This is a genomic window from Micromonospora sp. NPDC049645 (assembly GCF_040675155.1).
Taxonomy (GTDB): Bacteria; Actinomycetota; Actinomycetes; order Mycobacteriales; family Micromonosporaceae; genus Micromonospora.
The window spans coordinates 140,931-156,852 of sequence record NZ_JBFAOI010000002.1; the positions used below are offsets into that span (position 1 = coordinate 140,931).

The window sequence follows — 15,922 nt, forward strand, 5'->3', positions numbered from 1 at the left end:
CGGCGATCTTGCAGTTTCGGTTGGCGATTCACGCACAATGCCCCCTTGCGCCGGGGCAGAAAGTGCAAGATCGCGCGGGCGGTGGGTGCGTCCGCCCCGGTAGACCTAGTTCGGGTTGCGGGCGCGGCGCAGGGGAGTGGGGTGCACGGACCAGATGAGGCGGCGCCACCAGGGGCGGGCCTCGCGCAGCGTGGCCACGTAGGCGGTGGCCACCTCGGCGGCCCGAGCCGCCTGGTCGGGCGTTGCGGCATCCGGGGCGAAACCCACCTGGTTGAGCAGGGCCGCCAACTCGTCGACGGTCGGCGCGGCGTCGGCGGTACCGTCGCCGGTCGTACCCGCCCGGGCGTCGGCGAGGGCCTGGCGGGCGTGCCCGGCGACCTCGGTGGCGGCCAGGTCGCCCCCGACCGGTCGACCGGCCAGCCGGAGCGCGTCGGTGACCTCCCGCCAGGCGCCGGCGATGCGCTGGCCGGGGTCGCCCCGCACCAGCCGGCTGCGGGTCAGGGATCGGCGCATCGCCAGCAGAGTCAGCAGAAGCGCACCCACCACCAGCAGCAAACCACCGCCACCGCCGGCGACCAGCACCGGCGTGGGAACCCCGTCCGGGCGCGGCGGGCCGTCGGCGGCGGCTGGCGGCTCCGGCGAGACGCTCGGCTCCGCGGTGGGCGCCGGGACCTCCGACGGCGGCGGGTCCTCCGGCGTCGGGCGGAAATCCTCCTCCACCGGCCGGGGCTCCTCGTTCGGGCGGGGCAGCGGCTCGAACGGCACCCAACCCAGCCCGTCGAAGAGCACCTCCGGCCAGGCGTACGCGTCACCGGCCAGCACCGGCCCCCGCCCGCTGGTCCGGAAACCCACCACCACCCGGGTCGGCAGCCCGGACAGCCGGCCGAGGACCGCGAACGCCGCCGCGAACTGCTCCGAGGTGCCCTCCTGCCCGCCGCCGTTGCGCGGCCCGAACAGGAAGAAACCCAGATTCGGGTACGCGTGCCCGCTCGGCGCGTCCGCCGCCACCCGGTAGTGCTCGGCCAGGAACTGCTCGATCGCCGACGCCCGCGCGAACGGCGCCCCGTTCTCCTCGGCGAGTTGCGCCGCCAGCCGACGCATCGGGTCGGGCACCCCGTCCGCGACCCGCAGCACCCGGGCCACCTCGTCCCCGGCGGGCACGTTCGCGGTGGGCAACAGGTTCGCCTCCGGACGCTCCTCGGCGGAGGTCACCGTGTACCGCAGCCCCGGCGTCAGCCCCTCCGGCCGGATCAGCGTCCCGCTCGCCGGGTCGTACGCCACCCGCGCGCCGCTGACCTCGCGGGGCGTCGCCACGGCGGGCAGCAGCCGACCGCTCAACTCGGCGACGCTGATCTGCTGCCGGACCGTCTGCACGGTGCTGTCGCGGGCCGGGACGGCGGCCGGCAGGATCCGACCGGCGTTGCGGTACGTCGCGCCGACCCGCCAGGTCACCCCGTCGTAGTCGCTGAGCACCGCCAACCGGATCCGCGCACCGCGAGAGGTGTCCGCCGCCGGGTCAACCTCCGGCGCGGCGCTGGCGGCGGCGCCTTCCGTGCTCACGTCGAGGAGCTTCTGCTCCGGGTGCAACGCCCAACCGGAGATCCGGATCAACGGGTTCTCGTCGAGCGTCTGCACCTGCGGCGGCTCCACGTACCGGCGCGGGTCCACCGGCCGCCCGTCGACCTGCCCGGCGACGACCGGGCCGAGCAACGCGACCAGCCCGACCACCAGGGCCACCCCGAGCGCCGCGCTGCCGGCCAGCCGCAGCCGCACCGCCGCGCGTACCCCGGGGGTCAGGTCGGCGGTCGGATCACCGCCGCCCGACGCCGTCCGGGTGGGCGTCGCCAGGCCGACCGCCGCGACCGCGACGAACGCCAGCGTCGCCCCGACCGCCGGTTCGGCGTTCGGGCCGACCACGTAGAGCGCCGCGGCGTACAGCCCCGCCGCCGGCAGGTACCCCAGCAGCACCCGGCCGGTGCGCAACGCCACCTCCGCGCCGGCCAGCCCGGCCAGCCAGGCGGCGACAACCGGCACCAGCACCGTGTCCGGGGTGGGCTCCACCGGGATCATCGCGGTGAGCAGCCGGGGAATGCCGTTGCGGGCGGCGTCCGCGGTGACCTCCAACAGGCCGCCCGGCACCTCGGCGCGGGTCGCGGTCAACCGCAGCGACCACAGTGTCCAACCGGCCATCGCGGCGACCGACACCGGCGCCACCAGCCAGGACGGCAGCCGCCGGGCGGCCACGCTGACCAGCACCGAACCCGCCGCCGCGCCAACGACCAGCCAGGTCAACAGGCCGCCCGCGTACACCCGGCCGAGCACCACCCCGGCGAGCGCCGTCAGCCCGATCAGCGCCAGCGGAAGGACCGCCGCCCGCAGCACCCGCCCGGCCCGCGTCACCACCGGCGCACCCCGTCCCACTCGGCGGCGAACCGCGCGCCGTCCGCCGCGTCGACGACCACCAGGCCGGCGGCGCCCGGCGGCGTCGGCTCGACCGCGCCGAACACCCCGACCACCACCGACGGATACGCCCCGCGCAGCGCCCCGACGTGCCCCAACTCGTCCCGGCCACCCGGCCCGGTCAGGAAGATCAACGTGTCGCCGAGTCGGTCCTGCCGCAGCCGGGTGGTAGCCGCGCGCACCGCGTCACCATCGTCGGACAAGTCGGCGGCGGCGAGCCGATCCAGCGGCCCCAGCGCGGTCTCCCCGGCGGGCGGTGCCGGGTCCGTCGGATCCGCGGCGGCGAACAGCAACAGCACCGGCAGGTCGGCGCGGTGCGCGGCGGTGACGATCGACGCCGCCGCCTCACAGGCCGACTCGAACGACTCCGCCACCCCACCGACCCGCTGCGGATGCGCGGCGACCCGATTGTCCAGCAGGACGACCAGGCGCGGCAGGCTGGTGTCCACGTTCTCCCGCACCATCAGCTCACCCACCCGGGCGCTGGTCCGCCAGTGCACCCGGCGCAGCTCGTCGCCGACCACGTACTCCCGCAACGAGTTGAACGTGATCGACCCGTGCGGGACCCCGTCCACCCGGCCGTCGAGGCTGCGCCCCGCCCCGGTGGGCACCGCCGTCAACGGATGGATCCGGGGGTGCACCCAGACCGGCACCGCCGCACCGTACGGGCGGGCCAGCGCCACCAACCCCAGCGGATCACGTCGCGTCACCCGCAGCGGACCGACCGGCACCACCCCCCGACGGTGCGTCGGCACGTCGTACTGGACCTCGGTGTCCCGGCCGGGCCGTAGCCGCAACACCGGCACCGGCACCGTCCGCTCCCCGCACCGGTCCTCGGCCAGCAGGTTCGCCGAGCGCAGCCGGCCGGTGTTGCGCACGGTCAACGTCATGCTCGCCGGTTCGCCACGTGCCACCCGGTCCGGGTCCGCGCGGCGGGTCACCGTCAGCCGGGGGCGCCACGCCGCGACCAGCGCGGCGTAGCCGACGGCCGCGCCGGCCGCCGCGCCGAGCAACGTCAACTCGGGGTACGCGAACCGGAAACCCGCCCCCAGCAGCAGCACGGCCGCGACGAGCAGCCCGACCCCCCGGGCGGTGATCCCCATCGCGCTACTGCCGGTCAGCCCTGCACCGGAGCGGGCTGCCCCGACGGCAGCGGCACCGGCACCGAGGCGACGGCCTGACGCAGCACCTCCGCGGCGGTCATCCCGCGCACCTGGGCATCCGGGGTGAGCAGCAGCCGGTGCGCGAACACCGCCTCGGCGAGCGCCTTCAGATCCTCCGGCATGATCCAACCCCGCCCGTCGATCAGCGCGTACGCACACGCCGCGCGGGTCAACGCGATCACACCCCGGGGGCTGACCCCGACCCGCACCTGCGGGTGGGTACGGGTGGCCGCGGCCAGCCGGACCGCGTACGCGTACAGCGGCTCGGCGATGTGCACCCGCCGGGCCATCCGGACCATCTCCCCGACCGTGGCGGTGTCGGTGACCGGCGCGAGCGCCTCGGGGGAACGCACCGTCGCGCCGCGCAGCACCTCCACCTCCACCGCCTCGTCCGGGTACCCCACGGAGAGCTTCACCAGGAACCGGTCCAACTGCGCCTCGGGCAGCCGGTAGGTGCCGTCCATCTCCACCGGGTTCTGGGTGGCCACCACCAGAAACGGCGACGGCACCGGGTGCCGGACCCCGTCCACCGTGACCGTCCGCTCCTCCATCACCTCCAGCAGCGCCGACTGGGTCTTCGGCGACGCCCGGTTGATCTCGTCGGCGATGACGATGTTGGCGAAGACCGGCCCCGGATGAAACTCGAAGTCCCGGGTCGCCTGGTTGAAGATCGTCACCCCGGACACATCCGAGGGCAGCAGGTCGGGCGTGAACTGGATGCGCCGCCACTCACCCTTCACCGTCGCGGCGATGGCCCGCGCCAGGGTCGTCTTACCGACCCCGGGCACGTCCTCCAACAGCACATGACCCTGCGCGAAGAGCGCGGTCAGCGCCAGCCGCACCACCTGCGGCTTGCCGAGCACCACCGCGTTGACGTTCTCGGCCAGCCGGGCGGCCAGGGCGGCGAAGCCCTGCACCTCCGGCTGGGTGAGCGGCTCGTGGGTGTTCACGGTCGGTGGTGCTCCTCGCCTGGTGTCCTCAACAGGTGGGCAGGGTGTTGATATTGTCGCCGCCCTCCAGGTTGAGCCAGGCCCACGGGATGTAGTTCTTTCCCTCGAACTCGACCTGCACCCACCAGGTGCTGCGCTTGTCGTCGTTGTAGATGTAGGCGTAGACCTCTTCGCCAGACTTCTTGCAGTACGCCTGCAACCGGCGGCCCGGCTTCGCCCAACCGACCTGCTTGTCGTTGTCCTGCCGGGTGACCGAGAAGATTTCGTTTCCGTTGCGGCCTTCCCGGTCGCGGTCGCAGTAGGTGGACTCGGGTCCGGACGCGCCGTTGCGGCAGGTCGCGATGCCGTACAGCGGCAACGTCTTCTGCGCCCGCGTCGCGGTGCCCTTACCGGCGGCGTTGGTCGCCGTCACCGTGAACGTGTAGTCAGTGCCCGGCGTCAGGCCCGCCATCGTGATGCTGGAGCACGCACCGGTCTTCGCCGGCTCGCCGGCCGTGCTCAGTGAGCAGGTGGCCTGACCGCCGCCGGCGTCCACGGTGAACGTCACCGTCGCCCCGGTGGCCGTCGACGACGAGCCCGTCACCGTGACCCGAGGCTCGGCCACCGTACGGGCGGTGGCGGTGGCCTCCGGGCCCGGCCCCGCCTCGTTGACCGCCTTCACCTTCACCGTGACGTTCTGGCCGTTGCCCAGCCCGGTGACGGTCGCGCGGGTGTCGGTCACCTCGCTGACCCGCCCACCGACGTCCACCAGGTACTTCGTCACCGGCCGACCGTTGGCCTCGGCCGGCGCCCACTGCACCGTCACCGCGCCCGGCTGGTTGGCGACCGTGCCGGCGCGCAGATCCAGCGGTCGACCGGGTGCGGCGAAGGGCACCACCGTGTTGCTGACCGGAGACGCCGCCGACCCGGCGCCCTTACTGTTGATCGCCACCACCGTGAACGCGTACTGGGTGCCGTACTCCAGCTCACCGGCGGGCACCACCAGCTCCGTCTTGGTCGACTCGCCGGCCGGCGCGTTCGTTCCCGCCGAACTGGCCGTCACCGCGTACCTCGCGATGGTGTTGCCCTGGCCGTTCGCGGCCGGCCACTTCACCAGCACCGTGCCGTCCGGCCGCTCCTGCGCGGTCACGCTCGCCGGCGCGTCGGGCACCGCGGCGGTCGGCGTCACCGGGTTGCTGTTGCGCGGCGGGCCGTCGCCCTTGGCGTTGACCGCGTGCACCGCGAACCGGTACGTCTCGCCGTTGGTCAGGCCCTTGACCTCCACCGCCCGCTGATTGGCGCCGACCTCCAGCCGCTGGCCGGCGCCCTCCACCACGTACTTGATGATCTCGGCCCCGTTGGCGGCGGCCGGCCGCCAGCTCACCCGCGCCTGGGCGTTGCCGGCGGCGGCAGTGACGCTACGCGGCGCGCTCGGCTTGCCCACCCGGGGCTTCTTCGGCGGAGGCGGCGGCGGGGGGACCGGCGGCGGGTCACCACCGAGCACGTCGTTGGCGTACTTGTCGACCTCGCGCACCTGGTGCTTGTCGTCCACCACCCGGGCGGTCGCCGAGTCGGGGGAGTTGATGAACAGGTGGTTTTCCCGGACCTCCAGCTCAAGCGGCCCATTGGGCCGCCCACGGATGGTCTCGACCAACTTTCCCGCCGCGTCGAAGGAGTAGATGATGCCGGTGGCCTCATCGGCACAGTAGAACCGGTCCGCCCAGGCCACCGCCGGGCTGAGCCCATCGCCCTCGCCCGGGACGGTGAACGCGCTCTCCTCACCACCGTCACCCACCAGCAGCACCCGCCGCTCGGCGGTGACCGTGACCGGAACCCGGGGCCCACTGGTGCGCGCGGGCAGCGCCGCCGGGCCGGACAGCGTCAGCGGCATCGGGTGGACCTCACCGCGCTGCACCCGCACCAGCTTCCCGGCCGTCCGGTCGAGCACCGCCACACCGTCGTCCAGGGTGGAGACCACCAGCTCGTGGCTGGCGTCGGCGACGTCGTACGACTCGACCTGCCGCGGGCTGAGCCCGGCACCCGCGGGCGCCGCCGTCACCGGCGCGGACGGCAGCTTCGCGGCGGTGATCGCCGAGACGGTGCCCTGGCTGGGCACCGCGATCCAGAGCCGACCCTCGCCGTCGAACGTGCCACCGGTGATGCCTGGCGGGTAACGCACCGGCTCACCGACCGGGGTCAACGATCGCGGATCCAACTGCCGCACGATGCCCTGCACGGCGTCGACGACGAACGCCGCGTCCTCGTGCAGGGCCACGCTCACACCCAGGCCGGGGGTGGTCCGGCTGGTCGCGCTGAGCTGGAGGGTGGCCAGGTCCAGTGAGCTGACCTGCCCGGTCTGCAGGTCACGCAGAAGCAACAGCCGGTCGGTCTGGGTGACCTGCATCGGGTGCTGCCGGGCACCGGGAATCTCGGTGCGAGTATCCACCCGGGCGGTGACCCCGTTGACCCGGGCCAGCTCGCTGCGCGCCGCGCTCCACAACCAGGAACTCGCGTCGTAGTTGGCCACCGCGTTGTCCGCCGCGCCCAACCCGAGGACGGTCAGCCCCATGGCGGCCAGCAGCGCGGCGACCGTGCCGACGGTCACCAGCCCGCCGCGTAGCCGGGACCGGGAGCGGGGGGCCTCGGTCGGTACGGCGTCGTCGATGCTGGCCACAGCCGGCTGCCTTCCCTGAGTCGTGGCAGGTGGTGCGCCTCGCGGCAACCCCTCCCCTGAGCCGGGTGCCATCATATGGCGCTGCCGATGGCGGGGGAACCCGCACGGTCACCCCTGTGGATACCGAGCGTGTGCGTTGTGGACGGCCAGCTCAGCCCCGTCGCGGCGGGTTCAGCGCGGCGTCGGTCGGCCCGAGGGCGCCCCGCTCGACGGGTTGGTGCGCTCCCGCGCGGTGCAGACCTGTCCCGAAGTCGCGAAGCTGTCAGTCGAGTAGACCGCCAACACGGTGAAACAGTGGTCCACCCGGGAGTTCAACCCGTTGACCGTGTAGCTCGTCCGCCCCGGGTCCACGGTGGCAATCACGCCCAGCGCCTGCCCGGCCCGGCCGGCGGCGACCATGAACGGCACCGCGCCGCCGGTCGGGTCCGTCCAGGTCAGCGTGATCGTGGCCGAGTCGTCCCGCAGCCTCAGGTCGCCGGGCGCGGGCCTGGCTGCCGTCGGCGCCGACACCGACGCCGCCGCCGTCGGTGCGGTCCCGCTCGACGGAGGGTCGTCGCGGGTCAGCACCACCGCGCCCAGGCCGGCCACCGCCACGACGGCCACCCCGGCCGCCACGACCGCGCCGATCAGCGCCGTCCGGTTGCGGCCCGTCGACTCGCTCTCATCGGCGTACGCCGGCCGGTACGGCTCCGGCGCCGGATGGTACTGCTGACCCGGGTACGGCATCGGGTGCTGCGTCTGCGCCAGTCGCTGGTCCTGGTGGTAGTGCCCGGCCGCCAGCGGCGCGGCCGGCGCCGACACCGCCGGCTCGGTGCCCACACCCGGTGACCAGGCCGACGTCGCCGACCCGGCCGACCCACCGCCCAGGCCGCCCGGCGCGGCGACGGGGTTCGCGTGAGCGTTGCTCAGACCGGCCTGAGTGATGCTCGGACCCGCGTGAGCGTTGCTCGGACCCGCCTGGGTGGTGGTGGGATTCGGGTGTGCGGTCACCGGGGTGGGCTGGGCGGCGACGGGTCGGGTCGGCCCGTCCGCAACTCCGGCCGGGCCTCGCTGCGGCGGCACGACCGGGATCACCTCGGTCTGGTCGGACGGTGCGATCCGAACCGGCGTCACCGACGCGTCCACGATGCCCGGCCCGGATGCGGCGCCGGCGCCATCCAGCGTGGTCTGTCCATCCAGCATGGTCCGCTCGGCGGAGTCCGCACTGGAAGTCGGTAGCGCCTGCGGTGGGGCACCGCTGCTCCAGGGCGGTGCGGTCAACCCCCACGGCGGTACGGGTGGCGCACTCACCGGGGGCGCCGAAACAGGTTGTCCGTAGGGCGGCCCGGAGACCGGCGGCCCGAACCCGGGCGGAGCGGACACCGGGTAGGTGTGCCCGGGCGGTGCGGAGACGGGCTCCCCGTAGCCGGGTGGTCCGGAGACGGGGTAGGGCGCGGTTGGTGGTGCGGAGACGGGCTCGCCGTAGCCGGGCGGTGCGGATACGGGGTAGGGCGCGGTTGGTGGTGCGGAGACGGGGTCGCCGTAGCCGGGTGGCCCGGAGACGGGGTAGAGCTGGGCCGGTGGTCCGGAGACCGGACTCGGGTGGCTGGGGTCCACCGGGATCGGCTGCGGGGTCGCGGGTGGTGAGTTGACGGGCAGGGCTGGTGGTCCGCCCATCGGGTACGCCCGCCCGGGATGGTCGCCGGTCGGGGCGGGCCCACGTGGTGCTGTCGCCTCGGCGCCGGACACCCTGTGCGATTCGTTCGGCACGGTTGGCCGGGCCTCGACACGGCCGGCCTCCTCGGCCAGCAGCGGCTCGATCTGCCGTACCTGAATGGTGGGGTTGTCCCAGCGAGGTGCCGGCACCGCCGGTGGTGCCGGCGGGGCGGTGGACGGGGGCGCGGTTGGGGTCGACGGCTGGGGCGGCGCGACCGCCGTCGGTGGGGTGACCCGATCGCCCATCCGCTGACGCGGAGCCACGGCCGGGCCAGACGGCGGCCGTTGCTCGGAGTGCGGTGGCCGCGGCGCGGACGGTGGTGTCGGCGGCCCGTCGACCCTCGGCCGGGGTACCGGTCCACCGGCCGGTCGTACGGGCCCGGCCGGCAGCTCCGTGGCACGTTGCGGGAGATGATCGGGCATGGGGCCGACATCGCGGCCAACGGCACGATGAGCCGTGGCCGGGCCGCCCGCTCGATGGACTGAGACCGGCGACGCGGCGACGCCACCCGGCGCCGTGGGTGCGGCGGGTGCGCGTACCGCTGGAGGGGTTGGCTGGGGCGTGGCCGGCGGTTGCGGCGGCGCCCACGGTGAGACCGCGGCCGGGGGGCCACCAGAGGACGGCCGCATCGCGGCCAGGGTCGCCAGCGACAGGGTCGGGCCGGACAACGCCGACCGGGCGCCGGCCTCGGTCACCGGGGCGACGGGGGCCGCCGTGGGCGTCGGCGGCGCGGGGTGCTGCTCGCCCGGCATCGGTGCGGGTGTGCCGAGGTAGGCGCGGGCCGCGCGTACCGCAGGGTGGTTCTCGCCGAGCGCGGCGGGCCCGGCGGTGGCGACGCGGGTGAAGTTGCGCCGGGCCTCGTGCCGGTTGCCCAACTCCTCCGCCACCTCGGCGAGCTCGAAGGCGAGCGCGAGCATCAGCGGCTCGGAATGCTCCCAGCGCCGTTCGCCCGCCGCGAACGCCTCCTCCAACACCCGGCGCGCGGCGAGCGGGTCGTCGCCCTCCCGGTGCAGTCGGGCCAGCACGTGCGCGGTGTGCAGCATCTCCGGGTGGTCGTCACCGTACGGCGGGGGAGCGGATTCGACGGCCTCCGCGAGCAGTTGCCGGGCGGCGCTGAGGTCGCCCGAGGCGCGCAGGGCGAGGGCTCGGTGCTGGGCGGCTGCCAGGGGGGAGGGGTGGGACACGTGGCAATGCTGCCGTCAGAGGGCCGTCGGACGCTACCCGGACACGCTCCGACGGTGTGTCGCGGCGGTCGTTTCGAGGCGGCTCGAAGAGCGGCGGAAGCGCCGGGGAAGAGGCGCCGGAAGGCGATGTGCATGATCCACCAGCGGCGTGTACAGTAACTCCCCGTGCGGCCCGCCGTGCCGACCATCGGATGGAAAGATCATCTGGTCGGCGAGGTAGGCTGAACGTGTAGGTCCGGGTGGCGGAATGGCAGACGCGCTAGCTTGAGGTGCTAGTGCCCGTATAGGGCGTGGGGGTTCAAGTCCCCCCTCGGACACGAGAACGTATCACCTGTGCGACATGGACGTGGCGGTGGTCAAGGATGCTTGACCACCGCTGAAACCCATCCGACACTGTGCCGAGCACTACTCTCGGTGACTGGCGCTGAGCGAGTTCTACGATGACGCGCGGCAGCAGCTCATCAGCGATTCCCGCCGTTGTTCTGCCCGCGCCAGCGTCCGGCGTACGCGCTGCTCCTGGCTCTCCCGCAGCAGCTATGAGGCGCCCTCCACTGCCGCTTCCAAGTCTTGCCGCAACTCGAAGCCGCGCAGCCATCTATGGCTTGGTGACGCTTGATTCGCGGGGTCGTATCGCCGACGCGTCGGTGATGAAGGAACTCCAGTGGACCCCCGGACTGCGACTGAGCATCAGGGAGCGCCGAGGGCTGATCGTCGTATCAGCTGACGAGCAGGGCGTTTTCAAGGTGACGAAGGAGGGCCACGTTCGGCTGCCGGCAGTGGTCCGTCAGTGGTGCGGTCTCACGGCGGGCGACCGCGTACTCATCGTGGCGGAAACAGGCAGTGCACGCTTGGCGGTGTACCCGCCGGCGAAGCTCGACGAGATGATCACGCAGACCCATGACGCGGTGTTCGGGGGCGATCATGAGTGACGCGGCAGCGAGTCAGGCTGAGTTGGACGCCGCCCGGTTGCTTCTTGCTCGGATGGGCATCTCGCCTGCTGATCTCCTGCAGGCCGCCGCGGATCGGCCTCCGTCGCCGACCTTCACCGAGTACGTCCCTGTGGTGTCGGCTGCGGTCACGACAGGGACGCGACGTGCCTACGGTTCCTATTGGAATCGTGTGGTGGAGCACTGGGGGCAGCGCAGGCTGGACGAGCCGACGCCCTCGGAGATCGAGCGGTTGGCCGAGTACGTCAAGACACATGTTGTGGCTCGGCGGAATGCTCGCGGGGGCCGCAGTGCCGCTGAGCATTTGATTGCCGCGTTGCGGTGTCTCTACAAGAGGGCAGTTGCTGATGGTTACATCTCGGCGTCGGACAACCCTGCCTTGAAGGTGGCGAAGCCGCGACGTCTGCCAAGCACGCGGCGAGCGGTGGCGGACACTCGGCTAGCCGAGATCAACGACGTTGCCGCGAGCACTGGTGACGATCCAGCGCTCGACAGTCTGCTGTTGAGACTGCACACGGAGACAGCCTGTCGCCGCGGGGGAGCCCTGGCGCTTCGCCCGGTCGATCTAGATCCGGATCAGTGCCTCATCCTGCTTCGGGAGAAGGGTGACACAGTCCGGTGGCAGCCAGTTTCCCCGACTCTCATGAGGTATCTGCAACGGCATGCCGAGGAGCGGGGCGCGACGGACACCGGACAACTGCTGCGGTACCGCAACGGGCAGCCCATCACCTACCGGCGTTACGACCACCTATGGGTACGCATGGGCGAGCACTTGCCCTGGGTCTACGTGCAGCAGATCAGCACTCACTGGCTGCGGCATACGACGCTCACGTGGGTGGAGCGAAATTTCGGCTACGGCGTCGCACGTGCCTATGCCGGTCATTCGGAACGGGGCAGTGACGCCGGCACCACCGCAACCTACGTGCGAGCCACCCTGCAAGAGGTTGCCGCTGCCTTGGCGGCGCTCACCAACGAACCGCACCCTCTGACATGACCCGTGATGGCTGGGCCTCGCGTCGCGTGCGATGAACGGGCCGAGCCGTCGCGGGTGCAGATGGACGCGTGCGTCCCCGCTGCCTCAGCAGGCGCAGACGATCGTGTCTTCGAGATCTTACTAATCCCGATGGACACCCAAGCGCTTTGTTCGCATCGAGGGGCTCAGGGGTTCAAATCCCCTCAGCTCCACCCAGAATCAATGGCCAGCGGAAACGCTGGCCATTGATCGTTTGGCACAGATCCGGCACAACTCAGCCCGAAAGGCCGGCCCCAGAGCGGTTGCCCGCAGCCTCTTCGATGGGCCTGTATGCAGCATCTTCGCGGGCTACCCTGCGCCGGAGGTTGCCGCGGAACTGGTCGACGTGCTGCGCCGGCATGGCATCGATGTGCCGGCTGACCTATCCAGCGATCCGGACCCGCTGGAGGTGCTACGCCAGACGGGGGATACAGGCGACCAAAGCGCTACACGGGCGGTTGAGGATGCGCTGTGCGCGGGCGAGCGCCAGGCCGTCGAGACCGCCGAGCCGACACCGTATGGCCGGACGGTCATCGTGGCGGCCCGACAGGCCGGCTTCATGGTGGCGTAGCCAGCAACAATTCTGCCGGTGCTGTAAGCGCCTACCTTGCAGCGCACCGTCTTGCCATCCATGTCTCGCCGGTTGTCGGCAGGGCGTACGCCGACCCGGAGCGGATGAAGCCCAATCCGGTGCCGATCCTCAATCCGTGCAGGCGGCAGGCGAGTCGCCGCGGACTGATGTTGATCTGATCAACCGCCTGCGCGTTGCGTGGCGCCCGGTCGGCGACAGGTGCGGTGCGGTGGCGGGCGATGCGGGTCGGAAGCGGCCCGAGTGGCTCATCGACAGGACCAGTAGGGCGGGTTGGGGCGATGGACACAGAGGCGCCCGCTGCTCGGTCTTCTGGCGCGGCACATGATCCTTGAGTCAGTACGAGGATCATGGGTGTCCGCAGCAACCGGCCAATCCCCAACGACGTGCTGCAGCCGATGGTTACGCCCGAGCCGCGACCAGCGTTGATGGCCGCAGTCACGCCAGTCGCGGCATGACAACGTACGGCCGGCCCACACCTCCAAGCGCAAACCGGCTACGCGTCCGCCATAATAGCAATCATCCATGAACGCTAGCAGGGAAGGACGCGTCGGTAAATGGCTAGCAATGCCCGCCGCGCTTTCGACAGCAACAGCAAGGACGTTGAAAAGTTGCTGGATATCCACGTGCAGCTAACCGGGACGGGTAGGGGCAGAAGATATGAGGTCGAAGTCCTCAACAAATCTGCTATTGTCTTAATCACCTCGTTCTGGGAGGCATACTGCGAGGATATCGCTGCAGAGGCACTGGGGCACCTCGTCGAGAAATGCGCGTCGCCTGAATCCTTGCCCACGGAACTCAGAAAAAGCGTGGCGAAGGAGTTGGAGGCCGAGAAGCATGACCTAGCAGTCTGGCGCTTGAGTGGAGACGGCTGGCGCAGCGTCATCAGAGACCGTCTAGCGCTCATGCAGGAGGAGCGCAACAAACGCCTCAACACGCCGAAGTCAGCGCAGATTGACGATCTTTTTGACAAATCCTTAGGTCTCACGCGGATTTCTGGTTCATGGAAATGGAAAGGCATGTCAGCCGATCAGGCGAGACTGAAACTCGACAAGTACGTCTCGCTCCGAGGGGCAATCGCACACCGTGGATCGGCTTCGGCGTCAGTGAAGAAAGCAGAGGTGACGGACTACTATCAACACGTCAAGGAGTTGGTCGGAAAAACAGGCGGCAGGATCAATACTGCGGTGAAGAAGGCCACGGGCGAGTCCCTTTGGTGACAGAAGCGGTAGTTTGCGACCTGAGGGGCGAGATAGACCTTCGCCTCCGAAGCATCGACCGAACCCGGTTCGGCCATTGTGGTGTCGCATAAACAACTCGGCAAATCCGGACACCGCCGTCGCCCGCGCGCCGTGACTTGGCGTACTCGACGGACGTTCCCGAATCACTCCCGCAGGCGGACCGACATCGATTTTTGCTGTTACTTCGTGGCGTACGCGGCTCTGCACTTCAAGCCGTACGCCGACATGTGGTGAGGCTCACGTTTTGCGCGTCCTGTATTTCCGGGGGTTACTCGCACCAAATGCCGATCTCTCATTCATCGGATGCCCGAGGGGCGTCCACGATCGAAGGAGTTCGGCATGCGCAGGGCTAAGAGAGTGAAGCGGGACGCGGCTCGACCAGGGAAGCGTCAGCGTCTGACCGGGGATCAGGCGTTGACGCTGACCGGGATCGTCGTCCGGGTTGTGGATATCGCCCTCCGGTTCATCACGGGGTAGCGGCGACAGGGTGGTCGGTGTGCGGCACCGACCATCCAGGCTGCGACGTCCCGCAGCTTGGGGGTGGGCGGACGGCCCCACGGCGCGGGGGTGGAGTCCGAAGGTTCGCCGCAAGAGGTTCGCCCGCGATGTGGGGTCGCGATTCTGACGGCGGCCGGTGGTGGGCATGCATTCCGCAGGGCTGGGTGTCGGCCAGGCTGCGGCTTCGCGATGTGCGGGTGGCTCGCTGCGAGAGTGAGAGGCCGCGCCCATCACCAGCGCCGCGGGGCAACTGTCCGTTCTCGCCGAGTCTGGGCAGACCATCCGGCGGACGCAGGCCAAGGTGGGTGCGCGGCCTGCGGCCGGGGATGGCTCAGCGTGATCGCGCTTCGGCGATTCGGCTGAGCCCGCGCGCACGGCGGCCAGCGCGGCGCTGCTCCCAACCTGGATCACACACCCGGCACGTACACGGTGGATCCCACAACGCCACCTTGCGGTGGTGCAGCGCCACTGTGGCCGTCTTCCGGTCGGCGGTGAGCGCGCAGCCGGCCCGGTCGAGGTAGGCAACAGCAGCCCGCAACCAGTTGCCGTCGTCGTTGAGTCCGGGAACCTTGCCCCACAGTTCCAACGCGCCCAGCCAGCCGTTGCATCCGGAACAGAGCAAGCCGCGCACGCACGAGCCGCAGGTGTTGTGGTGGTCGGGGCAGCAAAGGTGGTCGTGGTCGATGAACAGCGGTGCAGGCTGGTTGGCGTAGAAGTTCCCGCGGCTGCAGAGTGCACACACGCCGTGGTACTGGGCGCGAAGAGCCCGGTACCGCTCGGCGGTGAGCCGATGCCGAGTCAGTGCCCGAGTTGGCAGGCGGAGGGAGCACACCGCCCACCATTCCGCGTCCACAGTGATCAGTGCCGGCGGTGTGGCTGTCGCCGGCGGCACGTGGTGGGGCCAGCCTTCGTCACCGTGACGTTTGTCCGCCACAGGTACACGTGCTTGAAGGTTTGGGCTGGTCACTTGGACTTTGGATCGAGCTTCGTCGGGGAGGGGGCCTGGGCGGCTTGCTCCATCCTCAGGACGTTTTGGATGATCGCGGCGATGCCCTCGCGGCCTTCGGGCGACAGGTCTTGGATGGAGCGCATCATCACCTGCACCTTCGGGTCGGGTATGTCTGCGTCGTCTTCCGAGGGGTCCAGGAAGTGGCCTGGTTTGACCCCGAAGAACTCGGCGAGCGCCGTCAGCGTTGAGGCCGTCGGGTTGGAGTGTTCAGCAGTCCGCAGTCTCCGCACGGTCTCCTCGGAGATGCGATGGCCCTTGGCGGTGAGGGCCTGAGCTACTTCGGCGTCGGTGTAGGGCCCCCTGCCCGGGCGCTTACGCGCGTACAACTCTCGAAGTCTGTCTCTGACTAGCGCCGAGCTCGGGCCACGTTGTGGCTGCTCGCTTGGTCCCCCCATGGCACCAGACTCCAACTATATGTGGTCGGATCCCAACTATATGTGGAACTTCCGTGCGAGGTGTGCTTAGCTCTCTGTGCCGAAGCCACATAGATTTGGCCCCAAGCCAAATCTATGTAGGTAGA

Annotated in this window: 10 protein-coding genes, 1 tRNA gene and 1 pseudogene; 5 read left to right on the forward strand and 7 right to left on the reverse strand. The window is 70.9% G+C overall.

Annotated elements, in window-relative coordinates; genetic code table 11:
- Positions 1–105: 105 nt before the first annotated feature.
- The 5 genes from AB0J33_RS06200 to AB0J33_RS06220 all read right to left on the reverse strand — a co-directional run bounded on the left by AB0J33_RS06200 (position 106) and on the right by AB0J33_RS06220 (position 10,106).
- A complete protein-coding gene (locus AB0J33_RS06200) occupies positions 106–2,403 on the reverse strand; it encodes a transglutaminaseTgpA domain-containing protein (protein ID WP_363610471.1) in 2,298 nt (765 codons plus the stop codon).
- Positions 2,397–3,563 carry a DUF58 domain-containing protein gene (locus AB0J33_RS06205; RefSeq protein ID WP_363610473.1) on the reverse strand — a complete coding sequence of 389 codons (1,167 nt, stop codon included), beginning with the start codon at positions 3,561–3,563 and terminating at the stop codon, positions 2,397–2,399. Before AB0J33_RS06205 ends, AB0J33_RS06200 begins: the two co-directional genes overlap by 7 nt.
- Before the next feature lie 14 nt (positions 3,564–3,577).
- The gene (locus AB0J33_RS06210; protein WP_030328647.1) at positions 3,578–4,573 is read right to left on the reverse strand and encodes a MoxR family ATPase; all 996 of its coding nucleotides are present in this window, start codon (positions 4,571–4,573) and stop codon (positions 3,578–3,580) included.
- Positions 4,574–4,601: 28 nt separating this feature from the next.
- Positions 4,602–7,226, reverse strand: a complete 2,625-nt coding sequence (locus AB0J33_RS06215) for a fibronectin type III domain-containing protein (protein WP_363610475.1) — start codon at positions 7,224–7,226, stop codon at positions 4,602–4,604.
- A gap of 171 nt (positions 7,227–7,397) precedes the next feature.
- Positions 7,398–10,106, reverse strand: a complete 2,709-nt coding sequence (locus AB0J33_RS06220) for a tetratricopeptide repeat protein (RefSeq protein WP_363610477.1) — start codon at positions 10,104–10,106, stop codon at positions 7,398–7,400.
- Between the two features lie 233 nt (positions 10,107–10,339).
- Here AB0J33_RS06220 and AB0J33_RS06225 point away from each other — a divergent pair.
- The 5 genes and pseudogenes from AB0J33_RS06225 to AB0J33_RS06245 all read left to right on the forward strand — a co-directional run bounded on the left by AB0J33_RS06225 (position 10,340) and on the right by AB0J33_RS06245 (position 13,874).
- Positions 10,340–10,423 (forward strand) — tRNA-Leu (locus AB0J33_RS06225).
- A gap of 288 nt (positions 10,424–10,711) precedes the next feature.
- On the forward strand, positions 10,712–11,035 hold the full coding sequence (locus tag AB0J33_RS06230) for an AbrB/MazE/SpoVT family DNA-binding domain-containing protein (protein ID WP_363611353.1): 324 nt from the start codon (positions 10,712–10,714) through the stop codon (positions 11,033–11,035).
- Positions 11,028–12,047 (forward strand): tyrosine-type recombinase/integrase, encoded by a 1,020-nt coding sequence (locus AB0J33_RS06235; RefSeq protein WP_363610479.1) that lies wholly within the window; start codon positions 11,028–11,030, stop codon positions 12,045–12,047. The genes AB0J33_RS06230 and AB0J33_RS06235 overlap by 8 nt, the downstream gene beginning before the upstream one ends.
- Before the next feature lie 241 nt (positions 12,048–12,288).
- Positions 12,289–12,767: pseudogene (locus tag AB0J33_RS06240) on the forward strand (hypothetical protein); the annotation flags it as partial.
- Positions 12,768–13,211: 444 nt separating this feature from the next.
- Complete coding sequence (locus AB0J33_RS06245) at positions 13,212–13,874, forward strand: HEPN domain-containing protein (RefSeq protein ID WP_363610481.1); 663 nt, start codon at positions 13,212–13,214, stop codon at positions 13,872–13,874.
- Positions 13,875–14,724: 850 nt separating this feature from the next.
- Here AB0J33_RS06245 and AB0J33_RS06250 read toward each other — a convergent pair.
- Together AB0J33_RS06250 and AB0J33_RS06255 are read right to left on the reverse strand one after the other, a co-directional pair.
- Positions 14,725–15,327, reverse strand: coding sequence for an endonuclease domain-containing protein (locus AB0J33_RS06250; RefSeq protein ID WP_363610483.1), 603 nt, complete (start codon positions 15,325–15,327; stop codon positions 14,725–14,727).
- 29 nt (positions 15,328–15,356) lie between these two features.
- A complete protein-coding gene (locus tag AB0J33_RS06255) occupies positions 15,357–15,728 on the reverse strand; it encodes a hypothetical protein (protein WP_363610485.1) in 372 nt (123 codons plus the stop codon).
- Between the last annotated feature and the right edge of the window lie 194 nt (positions 15,729–15,922).